The organism is Dickeya poaceiphila, from assembly GCF_007858975.2.
GTDB classification, from domain to species: Bacteria; Pseudomonadota; Gammaproteobacteria; order Enterobacterales; family Enterobacteriaceae; genus Dickeya; species Dickeya poaceiphila.
The window spans coordinates 1,950,221-1,977,155 of the sequence record NZ_CP042220.2 but is presented as its reverse complement, the minus strand read 5'-3'; the positions used below and the strand labels follow the sequence as shown (position 1 = coordinate 1,977,155).

The 26,935-nt window shown below is 58.9% G+C and carries 13 protein-coding genes and 2 pseudogenes; 4 read left to right on the top strand and 11 right to left on the bottom strand.

Annotated elements, in window-relative coordinates; translation table 11 throughout:
• Positions 1 to 54: 54 nt before the first annotated feature.
• Together Dpoa569_RS08770 and Dpoa569_RS08765 are read left to right on the top strand one after the other, a co-directional pair.
• Positions 55 to 399 carry a helix-turn-helix domain-containing protein gene (locus Dpoa569_RS08770; RefSeq protein WP_042873912.1) on the top strand — a complete coding sequence of 115 codons (345 nt, stop codon included), beginning with the start codon at positions 55 to 57 and terminating at the stop codon, positions 397 to 399.
• Between the two features lie 77 nt (positions 400 to 476).
• Positions 477 to 701: a SymE family type I addiction module toxin gene (locus Dpoa569_RS08765; protein WP_042870643.1), complete on the top strand. Its 225-nt coding sequence runs from the start codon at positions 477 to 479 to the stop codon at positions 699 to 701.
• A 38-nt stretch (positions 702 to 739) separates the two neighbouring features.
• Here Dpoa569_RS08765 and Dpoa569_RS08760 read toward each other — a convergent pair whose 3' ends face one another.
• The 11 genes and pseudogenes from Dpoa569_RS08760 to Dpoa569_RS08715 all read right to left on the bottom strand — a co-directional run bounded on the left by Dpoa569_RS08760 (position 740) and on the right by Dpoa569_RS08715 (position 24,053).
• Complete coding sequence (locus Dpoa569_RS08760) at positions 740 to 1,036, bottom strand: contact-dependent growth inhibition system immunity protein (protein ID WP_164837102.1); 297 nt, start codon at positions 1,034 to 1,036, stop codon at positions 740 to 742.
• Positions 1,033 to 1,314 (bottom strand): annotated as a pseudogene (locus Dpoa569_RS19870) (RNase A-like domain-containing protein); the annotation flags it as partial. The pseudogene Dpoa569_RS19870 and the gene Dpoa569_RS08760, both read right to left, overlap by 4 nt.
• Positions 1,315 to 1,892: 578 nt before the next feature.
• Positions 1,893 to 6,438 (bottom strand): annotated as a pseudogene (locus Dpoa569_RS19810) (hemagglutinin repeat-containing protein); the annotation flags it as partial.
• Between the two features lie 533 nt (positions 6,439 to 6,971).
• Positions 6,972 to 15,119: a two-partner secretion domain-containing protein gene (locus tag Dpoa569_RS19805; RefSeq protein ID WP_407643805.1), complete on the bottom strand. Its 8,148-nt coding sequence runs from the start codon at positions 15,117 to 15,119 to the stop codon at positions 6,972 to 6,974.
• Between the two features lie 97 nt (positions 15,120 to 15,216).
• The gene (locus tag Dpoa569_RS08745) at positions 15,217 to 16,893 is read right to left on the bottom strand and encodes a ShlB/FhaC/HecB family hemolysin secretion/activation protein (protein ID WP_042870768.1); all 1,677 of its coding nucleotides are present in this window, start codon (positions 16,891 to 16,893) and stop codon (positions 15,217 to 15,219) included.
• Positions 16,894 to 17,379: 486 nt separating this feature from the next.
• Positions 17,380 to 18,690 (bottom strand): lytic murein transglycosylase, encoded by a 1,311-nt coding sequence (locus Dpoa569_RS08740; RefSeq protein WP_042870770.1) that lies wholly within the window; start codon positions 18,688 to 18,690, stop codon positions 17,380 to 17,382.
• Between the two features lie 225 nt (positions 18,691 to 18,915).
• Positions 18,916 to 19,347 (bottom strand): HrpE/YscL family type III secretion apparatus protein, encoded by a 432-nt coding sequence (locus tag Dpoa569_RS08735; RefSeq protein WP_042870772.1) that lies wholly within the window; start codon positions 19,345 to 19,347, stop codon positions 18,916 to 18,918.
• A gap of 378 nt (positions 19,348 to 19,725) precedes the next feature.
• Entirely contained in the window at positions 19,726 to 20,709 is a 984-nt protein-coding gene (locus tag Dpoa569_RS08730) for a sigma 54-interacting transcriptional regulator (RefSeq protein WP_042870773.1), read from the bottom strand.
• Positions 20,710 to 21,103: 394 nt separating this feature from the next.
• Positions 21,104 to 21,745 carry a response regulator transcription factor gene (locus Dpoa569_RS08725; protein ID WP_042870775.1) on the bottom strand — a complete coding sequence of 214 codons (642 nt, stop codon included), beginning with the start codon at positions 21,743 to 21,745 and terminating at the stop codon, positions 21,104 to 21,106.
• Between the two features lie 32 nt (positions 21,746 to 21,777).
• The gene (locus Dpoa569_RS08720; RefSeq protein ID WP_042870777.1) at positions 21,778 to 23,241 is read right to left on the bottom strand and encodes a PAS domain-containing sensor histidine kinase; all 1,464 of its coding nucleotides are present in this window, start codon (positions 23,239 to 23,241) and stop codon (positions 21,778 to 21,780) included.
• Between the two features lie 257 nt (positions 23,242 to 23,498).
• The gene (locus Dpoa569_RS08715) at positions 23,499 to 24,053 is read right to left on the bottom strand and encodes an RNA polymerase sigma factor (RefSeq protein ID WP_042870779.1); all 555 of its coding nucleotides are present in this window, start codon (positions 24,051 to 24,053) and stop codon (positions 23,499 to 23,501) included.
• A 321-nt stretch (positions 24,054 to 24,374) separates the two neighbouring features.
• Between Dpoa569_RS08715 and Dpoa569_RS08710 the strand changes: the two genes are divergently transcribed.
• Entirely contained in the window at positions 24,375 to 24,644 is a 270-nt protein-coding gene (locus Dpoa569_RS08710) for a hypothetical protein (protein WP_042870780.1), read from the top strand.
• Positions 24,645 to 24,647: 3 nt separating this feature from the next.
• Entirely contained in the window at positions 24,648 to 26,756 is a 2,109-nt protein-coding gene (locus Dpoa569_RS08705; protein WP_042870783.1) for an FHIPEP family type III secretion protein, read from the top strand.
• Positions 26,757 to 26,935 lie beyond the last annotated feature (179 nt).

The window sequence follows — 26,935 nt, the reverse complement described above, 5'->3', positions numbered from 1 at the left end:
ACGCTTTATACGGAGGTTAAGATGACGGGATTCTTCTCTCACTGGTTGATGTCCATGAGCGTTTCCACGCGTTTAGCTCATATCCGTAAGCGTAAAGGTTTGACTCAGCAGGCTCTCGCCGATGCTGTTGGCCTGCATGTCACGCAGATTAAGCGTTACGAGGCCGGAACCTCTCAGCCTTCACTTGAAGCGATTAAGAAGATTGCGCAGACCCTGCGTGTTACCACGGATTCGCTGATTTTTGACGAAGGGGAACTGGCTCCCGATGCCGATCTGGCATTGCAGTTTCAGGCCATTGCCAACATGGCACCTGAACAGCAACAGGTGATTAAACAACTGCTTGAAGGGATGATTATCAAGTATGAAGCTGAACGATGGTCATCAAAGATGAAGGGATAACAACGAGTTAACGCGGTAACAGCGGGTGGCACCCCACTGTTACCGCTCACCACAAGCAACTAAACGAGGTAGTTACTATGGCTGGACGCGATTCTAAGTCAGAACCCCGCGCAACTGAAGTAAAAGAACCCCAACGGCATTACACCGTCGGCTACGCCCCCAATGGCATGAAGGGTAACCCGCCGCCACAGCTCACGCTCAAGGGCCGCTGGCTGGAAGATCTCGGCTTCAACACCGGCCAGCCCGTTATCGTCACCGTGGAGCGCGGGCGGCTGGTGATTGAGGCGGAGATTAGGATCTAACTGGTAAAAGAAGATCCCGGCGCGGGGCCGGGATCGTTTCAATCTATTTTTTTACATATATGCTCGAACCAATCTTTAGCCGTTCGCCACTCATTAGGATAGTAATAAGAACAGTCAATTTTATTCAATATAATATCTTCTAACTCGCTATCATCTAAGGAAAGAGCTAACAAGTTGTTAATTTCTTCCCTTAAACAAAGACGCTCATCTTCATTTTCTGTAGATATATATGCATCCAATGCCCCATCAGCACTACCGAATAGCACTTCAAAGTCTTGATTAAGATAGCATCTCAAAAAATATGAGAGAGATGGATATTTATCTATTATATTCATGGTGTTGGATATCCCGTTACTATTCTATAACCAGTAGGCATTGATGGATCTCTTGCTATTACGATCCTAGCGTTTGTTACTTGAGTTGCTGATGGCGCACCTCGTGAAACACTAATGCCTATAGGTGACGATGATTGATAGTCAATTTCTAAATACGCTTTTTGGCTACCAGATAAATAGTCTCTGATTTTAGATTGGTTGCCATCAATAGCCCTACTTGTGACAGCTTCGGCTGTAGCCCTGTCAGTAAACGAAGATGCCGTTTTAACATTTCCGGTAGACACTCGATTTAATAACTCCGCTTCAGTTTTCCCAACATGCCTATCGATCAGATGACCGCCCGCTGCTTCATGAGCAGCTAAACCCCCACCCGGTACAATAGGGCTATTTTGCCCAGTAGTAACTGACTCTTTAGATGTTGCTTTGGAAATCCCTCCGGCAACTCCCGCAGCCGATGCGATCGCTGCGTGGCCCATCACATTGGTGATTTCCGCCGAGACCTCCGCCGAACCACCCATTGTCTGCGCACGATGCAACGACAGGTTTATCTGTGAATCCAATTCCGTCAAAGCGCTACGGGCTGCAATCCACTCTTTTTGCTCCGCCTCGCTTAACGAGCCAACCCCTTGTGTACGTGCTTTTTCTGCCAGTGCCGCTTCCTGCTGGCTGTACTCTGCACGCATGGACTTCAGCCCCTGCTCAACTGTGTAACAGTCCGCCGCGCTGGAACAGGTTTCTACCCGCTGCCGCTGTTCATCCGATTCCGGCCCAAACTCCCGACGAACCTCCGCAACACAAGCTTTGTCGCCATTACAGGCAGCCAGTTTCTCGTAACGCTCCTGACTGCGTTTGGCAGACAAAAGGTTATTCTCCACCGCATTACGCCCGGACTGGGCGCCCGTGGCGGCGCCCTCGGTGCTGCCCGACGCAATCCCCGATGCCAGTCCCGCCGCCAGCGACGCCAGCGCACTCACCGACTGTTTTTCCGCTTCCGTCAGGTCGCTGGCCTCACGCCCCCCATACAGCTCCTTCATGATCAGCAGCCGCGCCGTCAGTTCACCGCTGGCCGCTCCCACCGCGCCCGCCACCGCATCTTTACCCGACAGCTGCGCCACCACCGCTCCCATCAGCGCGTGGCCCATCGCATTGGCCGCGATGTCCGAGGCCGTCGCCTTCCGCTCGTCCGCCGGCATCGTCACGTCTTTTACCAGCTGCGCCAGATACGGTGCCGAGGCCCCCGCCAGCGCCTGTTGCAGGTTACCCCCGCCGGCCAGCGCCTGAATGGCCGCCGTCGCCGCCTGCGCCGCCCGTTGCAGGTCACTGCCGGTACCGTACGACGCCATCACCGCCTTGTAATCCGCCGTTTGTGTCAGATCTTTCCGGTATTTATCCCACGCCGCGTCGGAGTCGTTATCCGCCGGGCGGTCCACTTTGCCGCTGGCTTCCGCGGCACGCACCGCGCGGATTTCACCTTCGGTGCGGATAACGTCCATCACCTGCGCGCCCAGTTCACCGACCATCTGCGCCGTCTGCAGCCGCTTCTGCTCTTTCTCCTTGTCAAATATCGGACTCAGCGCATTACTGGCGTGTGCCACATCACGGCTCAGGCCGCTGATGTCCTGCTGCTGACCGGCCTGATTGCGGATAACCAGCGCCCCGTCGCTCACCGCCGCGTAGGTGGTACTGCTGGCGTTGCCGCCGCGCCCCAGCGACATCAGTGCCGACGGCACGGTCAGCGCCGCCGATTTCAGCATGTCCGACATCCCCAGCGACGGGCTGGCGCTCAGCCCGATGCCGCTGTGCGACACCGAAAACGCCGCCTGATTGCCGATATTGCTCCAGCCCAGCGTCCCGGTATCCAGCCGGTTGTTATCCGCACCCGCCGTCGAGCCTATCACCGCCCCGTCCAGCTGGGTGTGGTTGCCGACGTGAATGTCGTAGCCGCCCTGACCGGCAAACAGCCCGGTCTGCTGCTGCACGCTGTCATAACTGCTGTGCAGCTTATCCTGACTGGCGCTCAGGTAACCGCTGCCCGTGAAGGTGCCGAAGGTAAAGCTACCGCCCGCCGACACACTGGTCTGCGTCGAGTCATAACGGTTGCTGTCCTGCTGACTGGCCAGCAGCAGGTTGCCGCCCACATCGGCCACAATGCGCCCGCCGCTGACCTGCGCACCGGTCAGCCGCGTGTCCCCGCCACTGGTCAGCCCGACCCGCTGCCCCGCATCCACCGTGGTTTCCGACCAGCTGTTGCCGCTGCCCAGCTCACGCCCTCTGGCCGCATTGGCATTCGCAAACACGCTCAGCCCGGCACTGTTGCCGCTCAGCCCGACACTGACGCCGATATTCCCGCCGCTGCTACGGTTGCTGCCGGTCAGCGACTCGGTATTGCGGGCCGACAGCAGGTTAATCCCGCGAGCCGCGGTCAGCTCTGCGTTGTTGCCCGCTTTCAGCTGGCTGCCGACGGCGGTGATATCGCCCTGACGCGCCACCACGCTGATATCATGGCCTGCACTCAGCGTCGAGGCAAAACTCTGCGACTGTTCGCTACTCTGACTGCTGCTGGCACGCTGCGCCCCCAGCGACACGCTGAGGCCGACAAACGACGACGCCCCCTTGTTGTTGGTATCTACCTGCGTGCCCTGATACGCCTGATACCCCGACAACACCGCCTTCATCCCCTGCAGCGCCTTCAGCCGGCTGTCGCTCTGCTCATGCACTGCCTGCATCGTCTGCAGCGTGCTGTTCAGCGCCGACCCCACCACCCCCGACAGGGCCACGCTCAGCCCGGCGGTTTTCTGCTCCATCGTCTGCGACTGACGATGGCTGTCGTAACCGGGGTCAATGGTGACCGTATTGCCCACCACCTGAATATCCCGCGCCGCCATCACATCGGTGGCGGTCAGGTTCACGTCCTGCCCGGCACGCAGGCTCACCGTCCCGCTGGTGCTTCCCAGCGTGCTCACACTCTGGCTTTCCGTGGTCCCCGCCGCTGCCAGCGTCTGACGCTGCGACGTACTGCCAATGGTAAAGCCGATGCCGCCCCCGCTGAACAGCCCACTCTTCTTACGGCTGACCTCCTCATACTGCCGGTAGGTCTCCACACTGGCCGCGGTGTTGATAGTGCGCCCGGCTGTCAGCGCCACATCGCCGTCCGCCGCCACCGACGAGCCGCGCACCCCGATATCCTGTCCCGCCGTCAGCGCCACGCTACCCGCCGACAGCAGCGTCCCCTTCTCCGTGGTCTGCCCCTGCTCCCGCAGCGTGTGCGTGGTGGTGCTGGACAGGAAACCTTTCTTCACCGTGGTTTCTTCAAAAAAGTCGTGCCGGCTTTCCGTTGCCGACAGCAGGCTCAGGTCACGCCCCGCCTGCGCCGTCAGCGCCCCGCGGGTTTCCGCCTGCGCCCCCTGCAGCGTCAGGTCCTGACCCGCCCGCAGGCTCACGCCTTTGCCCGCGTTCAGCGCCGTGCCCTGCTGCGTCACCGTCTGCTGCCAGTCCAGATGCCGGTTCCAGGCGTTCGAGCCGAACTGCTCTTCACTGGCCGACAGCAGGCTCAGGTCCCGTCCCGCCGCCAGTGCCATGGTGCCCGTGGCGCCCAGCTGCGCCGCCGTGCTCACCAGGTCGCGCCCGGCGCTCAGGCTCAGGTCGCTCCCGCTGGCAAGCTGGCTTTGCACCAGCCCCTGACTGCGCCGCTCGCTGTGGGCGCCGCCGGTCTGGTTTACCGTGTCCGTCAGCGTGGTCAGCGCCGTCAGCCGGAGGTCGTTGCCTGCTGCCAGCGCCAGCGGCCCACCCGCGCTCAGCTGCGCCCCGTTCAGCGCGATATCGTGCCCCGCCTGTAGCGTCAGCCCACCCTGTGCGGTTATCAGCCCGGTCTGGCCGATATCGGTGCGCGTCAGCGACCCGCCGCCCCGGCCATCCCTCGCTGCCGTCTGCCACTGGCTGGTCGTCGTGGTGTTGACGATATCCCCGCTGACGCTTGCCAGCGTCACCGTATTGCCCTGTATCGTGGCGCTGCGGTTGGTCAGGTTGCCCAGCGCCACCAGATTCAGCGCGCCCCCCGCGTTCAGCAGCCCGCCCTCGCTGTTGGTGACCTGCCCCCCGCTGGTGATATTCAGTACGTTCAGCGCCGTCACCGTGCTGCCGCGGTTGTCGATGTCCCCGCCCGCGCTCAGGCTGACGCTGTTCGCCACGATGCGGCTGCCCTGCAGATTGGTTTTATCCGCCTGCGCCAGATACAGCTTCGGCGCCAGCACCGTCTGCCCGCCGACGGTGATGCTCTCCCACCACACGATGCTGTGGCTCAGCCCCGCTACCTGTTCCGGGCTGAGGCTCACCCCCAGTTGCAGGTTCAGCCGGCTTTGCTCCGCCGCCGCGTTGTCCATCAGCTGCTGCATCTGCGCCAGGTCCGACCCCACGCCATTGAGGTAGCGCTGCCCGGTCTGGCTCAGCACCGCGTTGCTGATGTAACGGGTGTCAAACGCCGCATCCCCCAGAAAACGATAGTCGTGCTCCGCATCCAGATTCAGCTTGCCCAGCAGGTAGGATGAACCGAGGAATTGCGTCGGGTCGGTCAGCGTCGCGCTGGTTTCCACCGGCACCGTAGTGCCCGGCGTCTGCCCCAGCAGCCCGCGCAGGTCGCCAAACAGGCGGTTGTCCACCTGACCCAGCTGGCTCAGCAGCGGGTTGCTGCGTATCAGGTAGCGGCTGTTGTCGGCGGTATCCGCCACGAACAGCCCATTTTGGCTGGTGGGCAGCGGGTAGTCAGTGAGCGACGGGCCAGCCACCGGTGCCAGCCCCTGCGTCAGTACCGCCTGCAGGTCGCTCAGCGACAGCGCGCTCAGGGCCGCACCGGCCACCGGCACCTCACCGGCGGCACTCAGGGCCGGAATACCCGACGGCGTCAGTGCGCTACCGGCAGGCACACCGTTACCGGCCACTGGGCTGCCCGTCTGACCGGACAACGCCACCGCCGCCCCGGACAGGGTATTGCCCGCCGATACCGACTCATCACGGGTGACCGGGCGGTAACCGGCATTAAGACCACCGCTCTGACCGGACAGCGCCACCGCCGCCCCGGACAAGGCATTGCCCGCCGATGCCGACTCATCACGGGTGACCGGGCGGTAACCGGCACCGAGACCACCGATCTCACCGGACAGCGCCACCGCCGCCCCCGCGCCCGACAGGGCACTGCCGCTGACGGGCGATGCCCCGCCGCCACTCAGCCCCAGCCCGGCCTGCGCCCCTGTCGGGGTGAGCGCCGTCACGCCCGCCAGCGTCGGCGTGGCTATCGCCGGGATAAAGCCGCCGCTGCCCGGTTGCAGATTGGTATTGCTGATGTTCTGGGTGAAATTAGCGGTGATTGCGCCGCCCGCCTGAATGGTCGCGGCGTAGGTTTGGCCAACGACTTTTTCATATACAGGCTCACCGCGAAGACGATAAATTAGATAATTTCTAAGTGCGTTATCGTAAGGATAAGAATTCCGTAGGTTAAATCCGCCAACATAACTCCCCGAATTATATGCTGACACATAAGAACCATTAAGCTGCATATCTGGTCGATAGTTTACATCGCCGGGTTCTTTCACATCCATTTCGATACTTTCATAGACCAAATACTGATATGTCGAACCACTTTCATAAGAGGTGTTATTTAGCTTGTCACCACGTAAAACAATATTCCCATTAGCTATCAAGGATGAAGCACTATTAATAACAGCATCTGATGCTGAAACAATTAGATCATTAGCAGAATTAATTCTGGATAATCCACCCTGAGCTGATACGACGACACTATTATCTTTGATTGGAACTTTCTTAAGACTGGCACTCTTACTCGTTGTGTAATAAGAGATATATGGTATTAAATCACCCGAAGCATCAAACTCAAAATAAAGTCCATACTCGTCATATCCAAATAAACTCATTGGAATATGTGCTATTGCCCCCCCGCCCACGATGGCATATCCGCCGCCGAGCTGCTGCTTTCGGTCACTGTCAGCCCTTCGCGCTGGTTGGTCAGCGTCCCGGTGCGCACCGTGATATCCCCGCGCTGGGTTTCGATGGTGCCTGAGCTGTTCAGTACGCTGCTGCTGGCGTTACCCGCCGCGTCACGCTGTATCCACAGGCTGTTCCCCGCCAGAATGTTGCCGAACCGGTTGACCAGTGCGTCCGACAGCAGCCACAGGTTGCCGCCGCCGTACAGCAGGCTGCTGTTGTCTATCAGCCCGCCCGCCTGCAACAACAGGTCCGCTGCCGTTCCCACAAAGCCCCGGTTGGTGATGTTGCCATCGGCCCGCAGGCTCAGCGGCCCGCCGCCCTGAATGCTACCGCTCTCCGTCTGGCTGAGGGCCGCCGCCGACAGCGCGCTCGCGCCATTGCCGGCCACGATGCGGCCCTGCTGCGTCAGCGTGCCGGTGCTGGTCACCGTCACCCCGTTGCCTTGCAGCGTCCCCGCCTGCACCAGGTCGCCGTTCACGTTCAGCGTCAGCTGCCCACCCGCCGCCAGCGCACGGGTCAGGGTGAACGGGCCGCCGATATCGGCCTGCAGGTTGCCCAGCGCCGCCAGCTGACCGTTCTGCGTCAGTTGCCCGGTGCGCAGAGACAGGTCCCCCGCACTGTATAGCCGCGCCCCGTCCGCGTTGGTGATACCCGCCGCTTGCAACGCCAGCCGAGTCAGCCCCAGCAACGTGCCCCGGTTTTCCAGTTGCCCGTCGGTGGTGATGTCCAGCTGCCCGGCCTGCATCGTCCCGCTGTTGCTCCACTGCGGCAGGTGCAGCGTCAGCCCGTTCTGCGCCTGCAGCGTGCCGGTGTTGTCCAGTTGCGTGGTGTTCAGCATCAGGTCCGCGCCCTGCGCCCAGCCGGCGTTGGTCAGTTGCGCGGCATTCAGCGTCAGTGCGCCGCCCGACAGCAGCTGGCCGCCGCTCAGGTTGCTCAGCAGGCTGCCGCCCTGTACCGTCAGGCCGTTACGGCCTTCTATCTGTCCTGCGTTGCTCACCGTCGCGCCGCCCAGCGATAGTGTTCCGCCCAGCAGCGTCGCCCCGGCACTGTTCTCCAGTGTGTTATCCAGCGTGGCGGTCAGCTGTCCGCTGCCGGTTATCGTGCCCTGATTGCGCAGGTTGCCGCCCCGCAGCGTCACGGTCTGCGCCTGCCACTGCCCGGCATTGTCTATCGTGGCCGCACTCAGGCTGAAGGCGCCGTTGCCCAGCACCCGGCTGCCCGCCCCGCCCTGATACGCCCCCGTCAGTTGCAGGGTGCCGTCTTCCAGCCCCAGCAGCGTGCCCTGATTATCCAGCGTCTCCGCGTTCAGTGACAGTCGCGCCGACTGCCACACCCCCTGATTGCGCAGGGTACCGGTGGCAAGCTGGCCGCTGCCGCCGCTCAGCAATTGTCCGCCTGCCTGATTGGTGACGTTGTCACTGAATTGTGCGTTAAAACCGCCCAGCGCGGTCAGCGTGCCGCCGTTGTCAAACTGCTGCCCGTGCAGCGTCGCCATCCCCTGGGTGGCAAGCTGGCCGGTATTACTCAGGCTGGCCGCGTCAACCGTCAGACTGTTCAGCCCGGTTATCTGCCCCCGGCTGGTCAGCGACGTCCCGCTGAAGCGCAGGTCTTGTGCCTGCCACAGCCCGGCGTTGTCGGCGTTATCAATGGCCAGCGTCGCCGTGCCGCCGCTCAGCAGCTGGCTGTTGTCGCTGCCGGTATAGCGCGACACCCCGCTCAGCGTCAGTGCCGCCGTGCCCTGAAGGCGGCCCCGGTTGTCCAGCGTGCCGGCCTGCAACGTCAGCGCGTCACCCTGCAGCACGCCGACGTTATCCAGCATTCCCGCCGTCACCGTGGTGACGCCGTTACCCAGCAGCGCCCCGTCTGCGGTATTGGTCAGTTGCCCCCGGCTGGTCACGTCCAGTTGCGACAGGCCCACCAGTCGCCCGGCGTTGGTCAGTTCCCCGGTACTGAGCTGCAAGCGGTCGCCGCCCATCTCGCCCTGCTGACTGACCGTCTGTGCCGTCAGCGTCACCGCCCCGTTGCCCAATACCCGGCTGCCTGCGCCGCCGGTGTAGTCCTGCAACAGGGCCAGCGTCACGCCGTCCGTCGCCAGCAGCGAACCGGCGTTTGCCAGCGTATCCGCGTTCAGGGTCAGGGCGTTCCCCTGCCACAGCCCCTGCGTGTTTACCGCGCCGGCCTGCACCTGCCAGTCACCGTTGCTGAGCAGCTGGCCGTCCGCGCCCACATTCAGTGCGCCGGTCAGCCACAGCTCACCGCCCCGTTCCGCCAGCAGCGTGCCGCCGTTGTCCAGCCGTTCGCCGGTCAGTTGCAGGGTGCGGCTCTCCAGCCGTCCGCCGTTGATCACGTCACGGGCGCTCAGCGTCAGGTCCCCGCCGGCCAGCATCCCCTGATTCTCCACCCGCCGGGCGCTGATCCGGCTGTCGCCCCCGGCAGCCAGCGTACCGGTGTTGGTAAACTGACCCGATGGTGACAGCGCCACCGTCAATTCATCTGCACTGACAATATGTCCACCGTTGCGCAGCTGGTCTGCCGTCAGTTGCAGGCTGCCCGCCTGCCACCCGCCGTCGTTGTCCACCGACGCCGCCCGCAGCACCGCCGCGCCCTGTGTCAGTAGACTACCGGTGCCGGTGTTGGTCAGCGCGTCGTTTGCCGTCAGCGTCAGCGCCGACAGCCCCAGCAGCTGCCCGGCATTGCGGATGGTCTGCGCCGTGACCGTCAGGTTGTCGCCCTGCCACTGCCCCTGATTGTCCAGCGCGGTGGCCGTCAGACGTCCCGCGCCCTGACTCAGCCACCGGCCCGATGCCTGATTGCGCGCCGTCCCGGCTATCGCCAGCGTCAGCGCGTCCACCCCCAGCAGCGTGCCGCCGTTGTCCAGCCCCGCCGCCGTCAGCTCAAGCCGCTGTCCTTCCAACCGCCCGGCGTTGGTCAGCACGTCCGCGGTCACCGTGGTGACGCCGTTACCCAGCAGCGCCCCGTCTGCGGTATTGGTCAGTTGCCCCCGGCTGGTCACGTCCAGTTGCGACAGGCCCACCAGTCGCCCGGCGTTGGTCAGTTCCCCGGTACTGAGCTGCAAGCGGTCGCCGCCCATCTCGCCCTGCTGACTGACCGTCTGTGCCGTCAGCGTCACCGCCCCGTTGCCCAATACCCGGCTGCCTGCGCCGCCGGTGTAGTCCTGCAACAGGGCCAGCGTCACGCCATCCGTCGCCAGCAGCGAACCGTTGTTCGAGAGCGTATCGGCATTCAGGGTCAGGGTGTTCCCCTGCCACAGCCCCTGCGTGTTCACCGCGCCGGCCTGCACCTGCCAGTCACCGTTGCTGAGCAGCTGGCCGTCCGCGCCCACATCCAGTGCGCCGGTCAGCCGCAGCTCACCGCCCCGTTCCGCCAGCAGCGTGCCGCCGTTGTCCAGCCGCTCGCCGGTCAGTTGCAGGGTGCGGCTCTCCAGCCGTCCGCCATTGATCACGTCACGGGCGCTCAGCGTCAGGTCCCCACCGGCCAGCATCCCCTGATTCTCCACCCGACGGGCGCTGATCCGGCTGTCGCCCCCGGCAGCCAGCGTGCCGCTGTTGCTCAGGCTGCCTGCCGGCAGCCCCGCAGCCTGTACATCCTGCGCCAGTTGCCGTGCCGCCCGCAGCGGCGTGTCGTCTGTGGCCGGCAGCGTGATTTGCAGCGCGCCCTCACTGATGATATGCCCGCCGTTACGCAGGCTGTCCGCCGTCAGTAGCAGGCTGTCCGCCTGCCACGCACCGTCGTTGTCCACACGGGCCGCGGTCAGCACCGCCGCCCCCTGTGTCAGCAGACTACCGGTGCCGGTGTTGGTCAGCGCGTCGTTTGCCGTCAGCGTCAGCGCCGACAGCCCCAGCAGTTGCCCGGCATTGCGGATGGTCTGCGTCGTGACCGTCAGGTTGTCGCCCTGCCAGTTTCCCTGATTGTCCAGCTCAGTGGCCGTCAGACGCCCCGCGCCCTGACTCAGCCACCGGCCCGATGCCTGATTGCGCGCCGTTCCGGCTATCGCCAGCGTCAGCGCGTCCACCCCCAGCAGCGTGCCGCTGTTGTCCAGCCCCGCCGCCGTCAGCTCAAGCCGCTGTCCTTCCAGCCGCCCGGCGTTGAACAACCGGTCCGCCGTCAACGTCACCGCCCCGTTGCCCAATACCCGGCTGCCTGCGCCGCCGGTATAGTCCTGCAACAGGGCCAGCGTCACGCCGTCCGTCGCCAGCAACGAACCGGCGTTTGCCAGCGTATCCGCGTTCAGGGTCAGGGCGTTCCCCTGCCACAGCCCCTGCGTGTTCACCGCGCCGGCCTGCACCTGCCAGTCGCCGTTGCTGAGCAGCTGGCCGTCCGCGCCCACACTCAGTGCGCCGGTCAGCCGCAGCTCACCGCCCCGTTCCGCCAGCAGCGTACCGCCATTGTCCAGCCGCTCGCCGGTCAGTTGCAGGGTGCGGCTCTCCAGCCGTCCGCCGTTGATCACGTCACGGGCGCTCAGCGTCAGGTCCCCGCCGGCCAGCATTCCCTGATTCTCCACCCGCCCGGCGCTGATCCGGCTGTCGCCCCCGGCAGCCAGTGTGCCGGTGTTGCTCAGGCTGCCTGCCGGCAGCCCCGCAGCCTGTACATCCTGCGCCAGTTGCCGTGCCGCCCGCAGCGGCGTGTCGTCCGTTGCCGGCAGCGTAATACGTAGTTCGCCCTCACTGATGAGATGCCCGCCGTTGCGCAGGCTGTCCGCCGTCAGTAGCAGGCTCCCCGCCTGTCCCTCACCGTCGTTGTCCACACGGGCCGCGGTCAGCACCACTGCGCCCTGCGTCAGCAGTCTGCCGGTGTTGGTCAGCGCGTCGTCCGCCGTCAGCGTCAGCGCCGACAGCCCCAGCAGTTCCCCGGCATTGCGCAGGGTCTGCGCCGTGACCGTCAGGTTGTCGCCCTGCCACTGCCCCTGATTGTCCAGCGTGTGGGCCGTCAGACGCCCCGCGCCCTGACTCAGCCACCGGCCCGATGCCTGATTGCGCGCCGTTCCGGCTATCGCCAGCGTCAGCGCGTCCACCCCCAGCAGCGTACCGCCGTTGTCCAGCGCCGCCGCCGTCAGCTCAAGCCGCTGTCCTTCCAGTCGTCCGGCGTTGGTCAGCCCACCGGGCAGGGTCACCGTCAGCGACCGCCCCCCGGTGATGCTGCCGGTGTTATCCAGTTGCTGACCGCTGAGCGCAATACGTTCGCCAGCCAGAACCCCCTGATTGATCAGTTGGTATCCGGTGACCGCCAGCGTGCTGCCCTGCCAGTGTCCGCCGCCGTTGGTGATATCCGCCCCGTCCAGCGTCAGCGCGGCCTCACTGTACAGGTCCCCCGCGCCGTCATAGTCCCCGCTCAATTTCATCGTCAGCGCGCCCTGTGTCGCCATCTGTCCCGCATTGCGCAGGTCCGCCCCGGCGACCGTCAGGTTACCCCGCACCGACAGCGTCCCCCGGTTGTCCAGTACGCCCGGCGACAGGGTCGCCTCGCCGTTCGCAGCCAGCGTCCCGCTGTTGGAAAGCTGGCCCGATGGTGACAGCGCCACCGTGAGTGCGCCGTCGCTCTGTATCCGCCCGCCGTTGCGCAGCTGGTCTGCCGTCAGTAGCAGGCTGCCCGCCTGCCAGTCTCCGTCGTTGTCTACTGATGCCGCCGTCAGCACCGCCGCGCCCTGCGTCAGCAGGCTGCCGGTCCCGGTGCTGGTCAGTGCGTCTTCCGCCGTCAGCGTCAGTGCGGAGAGACCCAACAGTTGCCCGGCGTTGCGGATGGCCTGCGCCATGACATCAATACGGTCGCTCTGCCAGTTTCCCTGATTGTCCAGCGTGTGGGCCGTCAGACGTCCCGCGCCCTGGCTCAGCCACCGGCCCGATGCCTGATTGCGCGCCGTTCCGGTTATCGCCAGCGTCAGCGCGTCCACCCCCAGCAGCGTACCGCCGTTGTCCAGCGCCGCCGCCGTCAGCTCAAGCCGCTGTCCTTTCAGCAGACCGGTGTTGGTCAGCGCCCCGTCCAGTTTCAGCGCCGTCTGCGTCGTGCCGGTAAACGTACCCTGATTGTCCAGCGTGTCGCCCCGCAGCCGCAGTCCGCTGCCCTGCAACGTACCGCTGTTACCCAGCCGCCCGACGGCCATGTCCCACGTCCCCGCGGCCAGCAGCGACCCGCCGTTATCCAGTTCATCCAGCGTCAGCCGCCCGTCGCCGCCCAGGCTCACCGTGCCCTGATTGCGCCACCGTCCGCCGTCCAGTGTCAGCCCCTGCGCCGTTACGCTGCCGCCGGTATCCACCGCACCGGCCAATACCGTCACCTGCCCGCCGCTGGTCAGCGCGCCGTCCGCCGTCTGGCTGAATCCCGTCGCCGCCGTCAGCCCCACCGACTGGCGACCCTGCACCCGTCCGCCGTTCCACAGCGCATCACCGCTCAGCGTTACCGCGTCACCCGACAGCACCCCGCGGTTGACCGTCTGCCCCGCCTGTATCGTCAGCGCGCTCCCCGACAGCAGTGACCCGCTGTTGTCCAGCCCGGTCTGTGCCTGTATCGACAGCCCCTCGTCCGCCGACAGCGTCCCGCCGTTAACCAACTGCGCCGCCTGAACCCCGACCTGACGCCCGCTCACCGTACCCGTATTGCTCAGCCCCGGCGTCATCAGGCTCACCTGACCGCCCGCCAGCGTGCCCCGGTTGGTCAGGCTCGCCGCGCTCACCGTCAGTCCGCCTCCCGCCAGCAGCGTGCCGTCCCACTGCGCCGTCGCCAGCCCGTCCAGCGACAGGTCGCCCGTCGCCTGCCAGCGGCCCGACCCGCTCAGCCCGCTGCCGCTGACCGTCAGCGTCTGCGCCCCCGCGTCACCGTCCAGCGACAGCGCGCCACCGCGCACCGTCAGCCCGCTTACTGCCTGCCAGGCCCCGCCCGACGACTGGCTCACCGCCCCCGATGTCGTCAGGCCCAGCCGGTCCCCCGACAGTTGCGCCTGTCCCAGCGCCAGTTCCGCCCCGGACACACTCACCCCGTACCCCGGCTGCACCGCCCCGCTGTCGCTTACCCCGGCGCTCAGGCGTGCCGTGTCTGCCGCGATGCGCCCGTCACTCGACAGCGTCAGGTGCTGGCCTGCCCGCGTCTGGCTCCCCGTCAGCGTGATGCCCTGCTCACCCCGCAGCGTGATGTTGCCCTGCGCCTGCTGTTTGTCCTGCAGTGCCAGCGTCCCGCCCTGCGCCGTCAGCTCGCCCTGTGCTATCGCGCTGCCTATCTGCAACCGGCCATTCGCCGACAGCCGGATGTCGCCCTCCCGCGCGCTCAGCCCCGCCGTGTTCACCCCCACGCCCTGCTCGGTCGACACCAGACTGATGCGGTTGGCGTACATGCCCCCCAGCGCCCCGGTGTCCAGCGCCAGCACCGGCGACGCCCCGCTCCCGCCCTGCGCCGTCACGCTGCCGTCCGTCCCCACCCGGTTCGCCCCCAGCACCACCTGAGCCTCGCGCGCACTCAGCCCCGCCTGCAGGCTCGCCGTGCGCGCTATCAGCGCAATGTAGTCGCTCCCGCTCGCGTCCAGCCCCGCCCCGTCTATCAGTATGTCCCCGCCGCGCACGTCCAGACCGCTCAGCACCCCGGCGGCGTCATACTGCGGGGTGCCGGTGGTCAGCGTGATACGCGGCGTGTTGAGAAAGCCGCAGCCGCTACAGGTGATGCCGTACGGGTTCGCTACCATCACGCTCGCCGCCTGACCCGCCACCTCCAGGTAGCCCGCCAGCCGGCTGCGGTTCGGCGATACCACCTCGTTGATAATCGCCGAGGCGGCACGTCCGTTCAGGTTGGGGTTGTTCTGGAGCAGACCGCCCAGCTGGCTCGGATTGAGCTGCGCCGTGCCGTTGTTGAGAATGAGTCCGCGGTTGTCCACGTTGAAGTCGTGATAGCGGTTGTGAGACAGGCCGGCGGCATCCGGCGTAGCGATGTTCACCACCGGCACGCCGTTGCCCGCTGCCTCCAGCGTCGTGTTCCCTGACGCCACCGTCACCCCTGCCGCCCATGCCGGCAGCAGCGGTTGCAGCCCCGTCAGCCACACCAGACACCACACCATGACTCGCTGTGACGACTTCACCGCTTTCATCCCTGAACTCCTGAAAATTTGCTGTATGAAAAACCCAATGCGTTTAATGCATTGAAACTAATCAATAAGTGAAAATAGTGGTTATACGTTGCGCATGTTAAAACGACAGTCCCACCCGATAACCCACCACCATGGTGTCGGGTTGCAACCATGACGGGTAGGAGATCGGCCATCCTACCGTCACCTGTTGGCTCAGCCAGCGGTTGGCAACGGTCGCGCCGACGGCGCCCCCCCATAATGAGGCCGCCGTCGCGTCATCCTGTTTATGGTTATAGAGGTGACCCCCATCAACAGCCGCCATGAAGGTGACGTTGCCCAACACCGGTAACTGCCATACCTGCCAATTCAGTTCGTTACGCCAATAGGCCCCCCTATTGCCGGAGGTGTATTGTTCGCGGAATCCGCGCACGGAAGATTCCCCGCCCAGCGTTAGTTGTTCGCTGCCGTAAAGCGCACGGGCCGAGTATTGGCCGTATACACTGCCAAGATAAGTGACACTGTCACTTATGGGACGATAATAACTGGCCGACAGCGTCCATTTATTGAACTCTGCCAGCGGTTCATCCGCACTGTTGTCCGCATCCGTTTCCGCCCCAAACCAACGAACCCCTCTGCTATAGGCAGGGTTGAAGGTCATCAGTCCGCCCCACAATTTCTGGCTGTGATTGACGCCAAGCGAGACGTTGCTCAGCTTGCGGCTGCTGGATGGTAAAAACGCGCCATTGAGGTAGTTATTGCCGGTGCGCTGGCTGAGCGTACCGGCAATAGCGGTTTTCATCGTGCCGTTGCGGAACACCACGCGAGACAACGATAGCCGATGGGTATCGCTGTTACCGGTAGAACGCCAGGGAAAATCGCGGTTGATGAAGGTATTGCGATAACGACTTTGGGAATAACTGTAACCCAGATTCCAGTAACCATAGGGTATGGAGAAACCTGCTTGCAGGCTTTCGGCATCGTGGCTGGTGGCAAAACGGCTGCTGTGACCACCGCTGATAAACCACTGGTCGGCAAAACCGAACAGGTTATCTAATGTCAGGCTGCCATTGAGTTGCTCTTCACCGGTGCTTTTTTGGCCGCTGTTATCAAAGGTAAGGCCGACGCTAAACGGCAGGTGAGCTTCGCGGGTCAGGTTAACCACCGAATATCCCGGCTTGCTGCCCGGCAGGATCTCAATCGTGACCTGTTGAGACGGCATACGGTTCATCTGCTCCATACCTTGTTCGATATCGCGCAGATTCAGGATCTCCCCTTCCCGTGCCGGAAACGCGGTACGGGTCATGCGTTCGGTATGGTTATTGATGGTGATCGTTTCCAACCGACCTTCGAGGATCTCCAGTTGCAACACGCCGCCGGATAGATCCTGTTCGCTCAAAAATGCCCGACTGGTGATATAGCCACGCTGGATATACCAGTTGCTGACGTCATGCACCAGTTGGTTGATCTGTTCGAGATTATTACAACGATTAAGGTAACCCGCGGTCAGCGCCGCCTGGTCACGTGGGCGTAATAGCGTGCTGTGATTAAAGTGAATCTCGTGCAGGGTAAAGCAGGGACCGTGCGGCGCGTTATCCGCTTTTAATGGCGTCTGCACGATATCGTTTAATTGCTGCAACGCTTCTCGCTGCTGGCGAGATTGCTCAATCACTTCCGATTGGCGTTGCTGAATGTCATTTCGTTCCGCCGGACTCAACGACGCAGAAAACGCAGAGGTGGTATAACCGATGAGGGAAAAACAAGCGATCAGGCCAATTTTCCTGCTGCTGACAGGCATCATGCACATCCATGTAATAGAAACAAAAGGTAAAAAAATCGGCGGAATAATAATGTGAAATCATTTCAAAAACAATACAAAAACTTACAATTCAGCTGACATAACCTCCTAATAAAATAACGATTAATTCATTGATTTAAAACTAAAAATGTTAATCACATAAAAATAAAACCTAAAAATAACTAATAACACAGAGTGATGTAATGAAATAAAATGTAACCAAGGAGAAATCACATCCTCATCGAATTTAACGGTTGTTTACTTTTTAAATCCTCCTGCTGTGAAATATCTGCGCCACGCTTCATTTTACATAGCTGACTTTTCGGGCAATCCCCCAGACGGAGAAAAATATGGAAACATGCAGAGCATGGGGAATTCAGGTGAATGCCGCCGCGAAAGCGGCATGGTAGAGCGCATCAGACATCGTGCGTCGAACTGCTGGTAAAAACGGCGCACGATATTGTGACCACAGGCTAAATGCCGGCGTTAACGACAACGCAGCCTGTCAAGCAAGGCATGATCGGGATACCCATCCGCCGGTAGCCCCTGCTGCTGCTGGTAAGCACGAATCGCCCGCGTCGTCTCTGGGCCAATGTTGCCGTCGATTGCTCCCTGATAAAGCTGCTTTTCCTGTAACAGGATTTGCAGCGCCTCGCGTTCTTTGCGTGTTAACGGCGTTTCCTGACGCGGCCAGGGCTTGAGCACCGGCGTATCGCGTTGATAGTTATCCGACAGCAAGCCAACGGTCAACGCATAAGACATATAGTTGTTATAACGCAGGATGGCGCGGTAATTGCCGGTTACCAGAAACGCCGGGCCATTCTTCCCGACCGGCAGCAGTATTGAGGCATTTTCAGCAGACAGCGATGCCAGATCTCTGGGCACTGCGGCTTTTACCCCCAGCGCCTGCCAGTCAGCGATGGTTTTCTGGTTATCCATACCGGAAAGCGAATAATCAAAATCAGTGGGCAGATTCACTTCAAATCCCCAGGGTACGCCCGCTTTCCATTTGGCCTTCTGCATATAGTTCGCCACCGACGCCAGCGTATCGGGGAACGACGTCCAGATATCGGGGCGGTGATCGCCATCAAAATCCACGGCGTATTGCAGGTAAGACGTCGGCATGAACTGAGGCATTCCCATTGCGCCAGCCCAGGAACCTTTTATTTGCTGTGGTTGTGCATCGCCATTTTGAATCATACGTAACGCCGCAATCAGATTCTGCCGGTTAAACGCCCGACGGTAATTGTAGTAATCCAACGTGGCAAGTGAGCGGATGGCCGCTTTATTACCGGTGTTGGCACCATAGTTACTTTCAATGGAGAGGAAGGCAAACAGCAAGGGCGGCTCTACCTGATAGCGCTGATCGATACGCGCCGCCACCTTCGCGTATTGATTAAGCAACGTTTTCCCTTGCGCAATGTTATCTGGCGTCACCCGTTGTTCAATATAGGTCCACACCGGCGTGACTAACTCTGGCTGTTTTTGCGTGGCCGCCACTACATCACTATCCGGAGTCAGGCCGGCAAACGCGTTATCAAAGGTGTCAGCCGTAATCCCCTGAGAAAGGGCATCCTGACGCACCTCGGCTTTCCATTGCTCAAAACTTTCATCCGGTGTGGGTAGCCCGGTTGGTGAATCAGTAATGCCGTGGGATTTCAGCAAGCTATCAATATTTTGGCATTCATGCGAATAACCATGGTGGGCGCATGAACTTAACACCCCTGTGCCGAGCAGCAACATTATCGCCTTCGCCATTGACCTCATTGATAAGGTGTATGTTCTGTTATTGACCATTTGACTATTCCATTAAGAGTATAGATATATGCCAAAGGCAGGCCCGAAGCATCGTTGTCGGGCACAGCCATGGAATCGTGCAACACTCTTACAGTAATAGTGCAGCAACATGCGGGAAGATACAGACATTCTGTGACATAAGTGTCACTGACTGAGGTTATCGGTAGTATTAGTTATGCTTTAGTAACGATATATTGCAGGCTTCTCACGCTATCATCAATCAACTCAATTTAACGATAACGTTTCCGTCTTCGTCAGACGATGTGTTACCACCCGTTGCCAGCTCAGGGTCATCACGCCCTGTTCGGTGATCAGTTTCAGGGTATCCTGTGCCAGGGCATTGTCATTGTTCAATGTCCAGCCAAGGTGGCTGTGCTGGGCTAACCAGGCGGAGACATCAGCCTGACGCTCAGGGTGACAAAACAGCGTGCCACGCCCTTCTCCACCCTGCGTACGCAGCAGTTCACGCAACAGTGCCGGATAGCATTCAGCCCTGGGGGCGATGTTGAGAGCCTGAGTCATTGCATCCACCTGTAGCCGGGATTTTTCACCCACGGCGGCCTGGTCCTGATATTCCTGACATTGCCCAATCCGGATCAATTCTGCTTCCTGCACAGCCAAACCCGCCACCAGTTTTAAACACCGTCTGCCCAACATGCTCTCACTCCCTGATATCGATAATGTTCAGAATTGATAACTTACCGCTAAATAGTTTAGTTAGTAAACTATTTTGTGCCAATACTGGCTTACAATTCACGGCTATTCACGCCTTTCACTCCTTTGTCAACGCATGAGCGCCACACAGGCTGGCAATATCGCCAACGGGCAATGTTTTAAGGCAACTGTTTTAAGGCAACTGTTTTCAGACCGCACACGTTAAATCCCTGAAGCCAATTCGCGCAAATGGCTGCCATCATGCATCCTTTCTTCTTTGATAAATATCAGCCAGAAGTGGCGTAAGGCCATGACGGAAGATATTCACTTTTCCCTGGTAATAACAAACAATTCGTCGGCAATAACACACCATTCGATAAATTACAGCCCGCGCGCCGCCACATTCAGCAACTTGATGCGATGATAAAGCGTACGTTTGGGAATCCCCAGTTCATTGACCACCGTATCGATACAATGATCGTTACGCTGCAACGCATCCTGAATCAGGAAGCGCTCAATGCGGCGCAACCGCATCTTCAGCGATGTCAGCGGCGCATCGCTTTCTGTTTCACCACCATCAACCGCCATTGGCACGGGCGACAATCCCAGCACCCAGCGTTCGGCAGCGGCTTTGAGTTCACGAATGTTGCCAGGCCAGCTATGCATCAATAGTTGTTCCTGAATGGTCGCGGATACCTTCGGCAATGGTCGTTTCAGGCGGGCGGCGGCTTCATGCAAAAAGCGCTGAAATAACGGCAGAATGATCTCCGTACGCGAACGTAACGTCGGCAACTGAATTTTTACCGTGTCCAGTCGGAAGTAGAGATCACGCCGAAAACGCCCCTCTTCCACCAATTTTCGCAACGGCGTTTGTGTAGCGACAATCACCCGCATATCCACCGGTTTAAATTGAGTACTGCCTAAACGTTCGATACCGCGACTTTCCAACACCCGCAGCAATTTGGCCTGTAGCGTCAGCGGCATACTGTCTATTTCATCCAAAAACAGAATGCCTTTATCAGCGGTTTCAAGATACCCGGCGCGGGAGCGGCTGGCGCCGGTATAAGCCCCGGATACCACGCCAAACAACTCACTTTCTGCCAGCGTTTCCGGTACAGCGGCACAGTTCACCGCCACCAGCGGGCCGGCGCAACCGGAAAGCTGATGAATGCGGCTCGCCAGCGTATCTTTGCCGGTGCCGGTTTCACCCTCCAGTACGATATCAACATTAAGGGGGGCGATAGTGTGGATGAGAGAAGATAGCGATCCGTGTATATCTTCCGCTTCCTGCGGAAGGGTTAACAAGGACTCATGGGAGACACAATGATGTGACTGCGAGGGTTCATTGTTATTCCTTATCGTCATGACAACTCCTGTACTTTTTTCTGTATTCCATTCTCAAACTGTCAGGGCATAACCTATACAGAACCGAGCAAAATGTTGGCAACGACCCTGATTTGACACCCATCACCGTCATTTTGACGATGTCGTAACGGTCAATTGCGATAAATTTGAGCGTTTTAACAACGCATTGATGGTGTGCGTAAGCATTACTGCCAACAGCCAAACAAACCATCAGCCAACCGCTGAAGTTATAGTAGGAATTTCAGAGCAAAAAGTAGGAATAATCCTACTCCCTGCACCAACAGGTACGATGATGTGGGTAATAATGCCGGTAATGAAAGGTGAGGGAGTCCCCCTCCGTCATGGCATGGTATTGACGCAAGGTCATGACAGAGGGCGGACAACAATCGATTAATCAGGCGATTAAACGCTGGCTTAGTGCATACTTCACAATGTCGGCATTCGTAGTGAACTGCATTTTCTCCATTAACCGCGATTTATGGGTGCTAACGGTTTTATTGCTGATGGCCAGTGTTTCAGCAATGGTGTTGACCCCTAATCCCTGAGCCAGCATCACCATGATTTGGTGTTCCCGTGAGGTCAGCAGTTCACGACGACCGCCGCCACGGGTCTGGCAATCTGCAAACACAATCTGCTCGGCAATATTGTGGTCAATGTAGCGCCCTCCCTGCGCCACCCGTCGAATAGCCGACAATAACGCTTCCGGGTCCTTATCTTTGGCAATATAGCCAAGCGCCCCACTTTTCAGCACCCGCAGGGCGATTTGCGGTTCGCTATACATGCTCAACACCAGAATGGGCAAACGCGGATACTGCGCCACGATACGCATAATCAGCTCTTCGCCGCAAATACCCGGCATACTCATGTCCAGCAGCAATAAATCGATCTGATGCTCCCTAAGTTGCGCCAGCACCTGCGAACCGGTACCCGCTTCAGCCACCACCTCCAGATTTTCGTCTAATGAAAAGATTTGCTTTAATCCTTCGCGCATAATCACATGATCGTCGGCGATCATCAGTTTTATTAGTCTGTCCATTCGTGTTTTTATACTCTCCATAGAAAACTATTCTACGCAGCAGTCTCCTGCGGAAACGTCAGCCGAACCAGCGTACCGGCTCCCGGCTGGCTTTCTATTATTACTTCACCGCCCAGCATTCGACCCCGCTCTTTCATGCTCATCAGGCCAAAGGTATGAGGTTTACCGTTTTGGGTGTCAAATCCTTTACCGTTGTCGCACACGCTCAGCACGATCACGCCTTCGCGGTTTTCCAGGGCAATCACGACCTGTGTCGCTTCGGCATAACGGGCAATATTGGTGAGCGACTCTTGTACTACCCGGAATGCCGCCGTAGCGCATTCGTCATTCAGCACCACTTCCGACGCGGGTGTTCGCAGCAGGCACGGGCAGCCGTATTGCCGGATAAAGTCATCGCGCAGCCATTCCAGCGCCGGCGTTAACCCCATATTCAGCACATTGGGGCGTAACCGGGTGGCCACCTGTCGCACCACCTGAATGGTCTTATCGGACAACGCCATCAGGTTCTGTAGTTGCGTTAGCGTTGGCGGGTTGTCACGGGTGAACTGCATACACATCAGCGACAGGCTCATACGCATTGATGTCAGGAGCTGTCCCAACTCGTCATGGATCTCTCTGGCGATGTGTTTACGTTCTTCTTCACGAGAGAGTTCACGCTGACGCGCCAGCAAACGCATTTGAGCGTCCTCACGCTTTTTTTCAGTATAGCGAATGACCGTGATATCGTGCCCAACAGCGAGGATCGACGTCAGGCTACCGTTCTGGTCAAATTCCGGTACACAGCGGAGATGATAACTCCTCCGGTGATGCATCGCTGCCGCGTCGCTCTCTTCCTCCAGCTCATCTTCAATGCTCTTTTTCGAGTCTGCCACCTGTTGTACCCGCTGAAGAATGTGCACAACACAGCGGGAGTGCGGCAGTAAATCCGTCAGTTGACGCCCATACACCTGCTCAGCGGTAAAACGCAGGTACGCCAATGTGGCAGGGTTGGCATACAGGCAATTGAGCTGTGGATCAAAGCGTATGATTAGAGCCGGTATATTTTCCGCCAGCGTCCTGAACTCCTGCTCGCGGGCATAGGCTAATTGTTCGATATGTTGGCGTTCCCGAATATCCCTGACTACGCACATACTGTATTTTCGTCTTTTATGCAGGAAATGATTCACACTGACTTCTACCGGTAACACGATGCCAAGACGGGTCTTATGCCGGGTTTCAACCGTCAGTTCACTTTTCCCGCAATGCGGATCATACCAGTGACGATTCGTCTCTTCTTTTTTCCAGTCGGGCGTTATGTCCTGCACCCGCATACGACGAAATTCACGGCGACTGTAGCCCAACATGCGGCAAGCTTCGTCATTCACATAACAAAACTGCGCCACATCGTTGACAATATAAATGGCATCCTTGATCCGGCTAAAAGCGAAATCCACCAGCGCCAGCGGCGGTACATCATCCAGATGGTAGGGTTGTGGGGAAGTAGGGGTATATAACATGGCCATCTCCTTGCTATCGCTAAGCCTGTCAGCTCCCGAAAACCGGGAACCGACAGCGAAAGGAAAGCCGCAGGGAGCACCTTCGGGGAAAGTGACCTGCGGCCCGGTTAGGCTGCCCAGCCACGACGCACGGTGGCGGTTTGCAGCCTGATACTGACTGGCAGGTTCCTTCACCTCCATCAGCCCAGGGGAGAGGCCCTCACAAGGCATGGCAATAATAAGCGAACCCCATGCCCGTTACCGCACGGAGATTAATCTTATACATCAATGACTTGTCTTAGATACCCCCTGGCGCGGGAGAGACGCGAACGTACAGTGCCAATAGGAATGTTGAGCTGATCGGCGATATCCTGGTAACTGATATCCGCATCCAACAGCATCATTAATATTTTACGCGTTTCCTCTGGCAGGTGCGCACTGGCTGTCAGCGTACGGCTTAGCGCATGTTCACACTCCGTCATACGACAGAGATCGATGTCCATCGACAGGATTTCCGCCACTTCGGGCGTATCATCGCTGATTTCACGAAAACGATGACGGACCTGCCTGAAGTGGTTGCGCACCAAATTCAGAGCAATACCAAATACCCAGGTTTCCGGGCGTGAAGTGCCAGCGAACTTTTCACGGTTTTTCAGCACCTCCAGATAGGTCATCTGCTGTAAATCTTCCACATCCTCACGGTTCGATACGCGCTTGCGAATGAAATTTTGCAATCGCTTGCCATGCAGGCGAAAAACTTGCTCCCAGTTCACAGTATTGGCAGGCGTTTGAGGTTGAGACGTTTTTATTTGTTTCAGTGTAATCGTTTCCATTTCATTAACTTTCCATTGTTACGCACGCATTGACGCATCCGAGAGAGCAAAGGGCGTACCAGTCAATTAAAATCAATTAACTTAATGTTATTAAATGATTTATTTAGTAATGAAATGGGTTTTCGTGCCACTTGTTGCAGATAAAACTCAGCCTGAATTGCAAACTCTTGCATAAGGAATCAATCAAATGATTTCTTAAAAAATAATAACAACCATTTATCTATTACTGACTTACGTCATTTAATGGGAACTCGTTTCCAAGTCATGCCACATAACCGTACACGATTAAAGCAACGGGATGCTTCAGGCAGGACAAGTACCATGATTTCACACGATATTTTACTCAACAATGTTTCTTTTGCGCTCAACACCACGTTGAGCGCAATCAAACAATCCCTACGATTGATCCATCTTAGCGCCAACGATAACGCTGCATTGGATGAAGCTGCATTAATGGTTGAGGCTACATTGATGGATAAAACTGCATCAATGTATAAAACTACGTCAATGTATAAAACTACATCGATGGACGAAACCAGGTTGATGAATGAAACCAGGTCGATAAACAAACGAGCCAGGAATCAGAGGTAACCAATGGCTGTACTCATTACCTGGCTTAACCGCTTTATCATAAATGCCATGCAGCGCGCCGAGGCGGCAGGTATCGTGATTGTCATAGCGATCATGCTCATGATGCTCTTTCCCCTGTCGGCCAGCCTGACCGACATGCTGATTGCACTTAACATGGTTATGTCGTTACTGCTGGCCGGACTGGCAATCTACCTCGCCAAACCGTTGGCTTTCGCCATATTCCCGGCACTGGTACTGCTGACCACCTTGTTTCGGCTGTCACTGTCCATCGCCATCACCCGCCATATCCTGCTGCAACAGGACGCGGGTCAGATGGTAAAAGCCGTGGGTCATATTGCAGTACGCGATAGCCTGACAGTCGGTCTGCTGCTCTTTCTGATTCTGACGCTAGTGAACTTTCTGGTCATTACCAAAAGGTCGGATCATGTAGCGGAAATGGCGGCACGCTTGATGCTGGATGAAACCTCCGGCACGCCAATGTATATCGACAGCGGCGTGCACTCCGGGCTGTTCGGCTCCCAACAAACGGGTCAGCGGCGGCAAAGCATCGGTAATGAGAGCCAACTGTTTGGTGCGATGAGAGGGGCGATGAAGCTCGTTAAAGGAGAAGCGATTGTCGGTCTGGCGATCATATTCATCAACATCATGGGTGGTTTCACCCTCGATGTACTGCAACACGGCATGGCTGCTGGTCATGCCCTACACATCTCTCTGGCGCTGACCATCGGCGAAGGTCTGATCGTACAGATTTCGGCGCTGCTGACGTCACTAACCGCGGGGCTTATCATCATCTATGCCGCAGCCGACAGACAGAAAACAACGTTCAACATTGGCCGTGAACTCATCAGGCAACTGGCCCACCAGCCTAAAACGTGGATTATCTTATCGCTGGGTGCTCTGATGGCCGCACTGTTACCCGGCATACCCGCACTGATGCTACTGCTCATCAGCCTGGCTTTGTTCAGCAACGGCATGTTCCAGATGTGGTGGGAAAAATCGAATCAATTACAGAATTCACGGCAGGCGAGCAATAACCAGCCCGCCGAACCACACGGCACTCAGGATCTACGCCGTTTTAACCCGGCGCGTGCCTACCTGTTGCAGTTCCATACCGTATGGCAGGGTTCGGAGGCGGTAGCGGTGCTGGTACAGGATATTCTCCACCTGCGCCACCAACTGATGTATCAATTTGGCTTTACGCTGCCATCGTTCGATATTGAGTTCAACGCCAACGTGCCGGAAGATGAGTTCCGCTTCTGCGTGTACGAAATTCCGCAGTTGCGAGCCAGCTTCGGCGTGCCGTTGCTGGCCGTGCCACGCAGACAATTGCCGGAAGATACGCAGGACGCCAGTATCATTGCCGGGCTGCCTGCCCGCGATGAACAAGGCCTGTTGTGGCTGACGCCAGAACACCCGTTGTTACAACAACCGGAACTGGATGCCTGGAGTCCAAACGCGCTAATCCTTAGTCGCATGGAGAATGCCATTCATCGCAGCGGCGCAAAGTTTATTGGCCTGCAGGAAACCACATCGATCCTCGTCTGGCTGGAAGATGAACACCCTACACTGGCGGATGAATTACAGCGCACCATGCCGCTATCGCGCTTCGCCAGCGTGCTGCAACGATTGGCATCGGAGCGGGTGCCGCTGCGTTCAATACAGGTGATCGCACAAGCGCTGATCGACATCGGTCAGCATGAGCGCGACATCAACGCCCTCACCGACTACGTGCGGTTGCAACTAAAAACCCAGATTTGCCGCCAGTATAGTCAGGGGAATCAACTCACCGCCTGGCTGCTGACGCTGGAAACCGAAGAACTCCTACGTGACGAGTTACTCCAGACGCAAAGTAAAACCTTCCGTGCACTGCCTTCACGCTACAGCACCACGTTACACAACCAGTTGCGCCACATATTCCCGGCGATAATTCCGTCATCATCGCTCATTCTGGTGGCGCAAGACCTGCGCAGTCCGCTGCGTATTCTGCTGCAAGACGAATTTCATCACGTGCCGGTGTTGTCATTCACCGAACTGGAATCCTACCTGTCGATTAACGTCGCAGGCCACATTGACCTTCGCAACAAGGCTGACCCCGGTAATCGATTGGAATAGAGCAACATGTTTGCATGTGGTATCGACCCACTATGACGTTGATACCACAAAAGTGACATCGTCACGTAAATATCACGACTACACCGCTGATCAATGTCGCCCCGCCAGGTTATGCCATTCGGATGACGACAGCCGCTGTTGCTGTGATTGGCATGACATTCTCTGCTGCGTAAAGAAAA

What these genes read in the sequence shown, in the direction of transcription:
- Dpoa569_RS08770 (WP_042873912.1), top strand. Translation starts at nt 55, where the DNA reads ATGAGCGTTTCCACGCGTTTAGCTCATATCCGTAAGCGTAAAGGTTTG.
- Dpoa569_RS08765 (WP_042870643.1), top strand. Translation starts at nt 477, where the DNA reads ATGGCTGGACGCGATTCTAAGTCAGAACCCCGCGCAACTGAAGTAAAA.
- Dpoa569_RS08760 (WP_164837102.1), bottom strand. Translation starts at nt 1,036, where the DNA reads ATGAATATAATAGATAAATATCCATCTCTCTCATATTTTTTGAGATGC.
- Dpoa569_RS19805 (WP_407643805.1), bottom strand. Translation starts at nt 15,119, where the DNA reads ATGAAAGCGGTGAAGTCGTCACAGCGAGTCATGGTGTGGTGTCTGGTG.
- Dpoa569_RS08745 (WP_042870768.1), bottom strand. Translation starts at nt 16,893, where the DNA reads ATGCCTGTCAGCAGCAGGAAAATTGGCCTGATCGCTTGTTTTTCCCTC.
- Dpoa569_RS08740 (WP_042870770.1), bottom strand. Translation starts at nt 18,690, where the DNA reads ATGGTCAATAACAGAACATACACCTTATCAATGAGGTCAATGGCGAAG.
- Dpoa569_RS08735 (WP_042870772.1), bottom strand. Translation starts at nt 19,347, where the DNA reads ATGTTGGGCAGACGGTGTTTAAAACTGGTGGCGGGTTTGGCTGTGCAG.
- Dpoa569_RS08730 (WP_042870773.1), bottom strand. Translation starts at nt 20,709, where the DNA reads ATGACGATAAGGAATAACAATGAACCCTCGCAGTCACATCATTGTGTC.
- Dpoa569_RS08725 (WP_042870775.1), bottom strand. Translation starts at nt 21,745, where the DNA reads ATGGACAGACTAATAAAACTGATGATCGCCGACGATCATGTGATTATG.
- Dpoa569_RS08720 (WP_042870777.1), bottom strand. Translation starts at nt 23,241, where the DNA reads ATGTTATATACCCCTACTTCCCCACAACCCTACCATCTGGATGATGTA.
- Dpoa569_RS08715 (WP_042870779.1), bottom strand. Translation starts at nt 24,053, where the DNA reads ATGGAAACGATTACACTGAAACAAATAAAAACGTCTCAACCTCAAACG.
- Dpoa569_RS08710 (WP_042870780.1), top strand. Translation starts at nt 24,375, where the DNA reads ATGATTTCACACGATATTTTACTCAACAATGTTTCTTTTGCGCTCAAC.
- Dpoa569_RS08705 (WP_042870783.1), top strand. Translation starts at nt 24,648, where the DNA reads ATGGCTGTACTCATTACCTGGCTTAACCGCTTTATCATAAATGCCATG.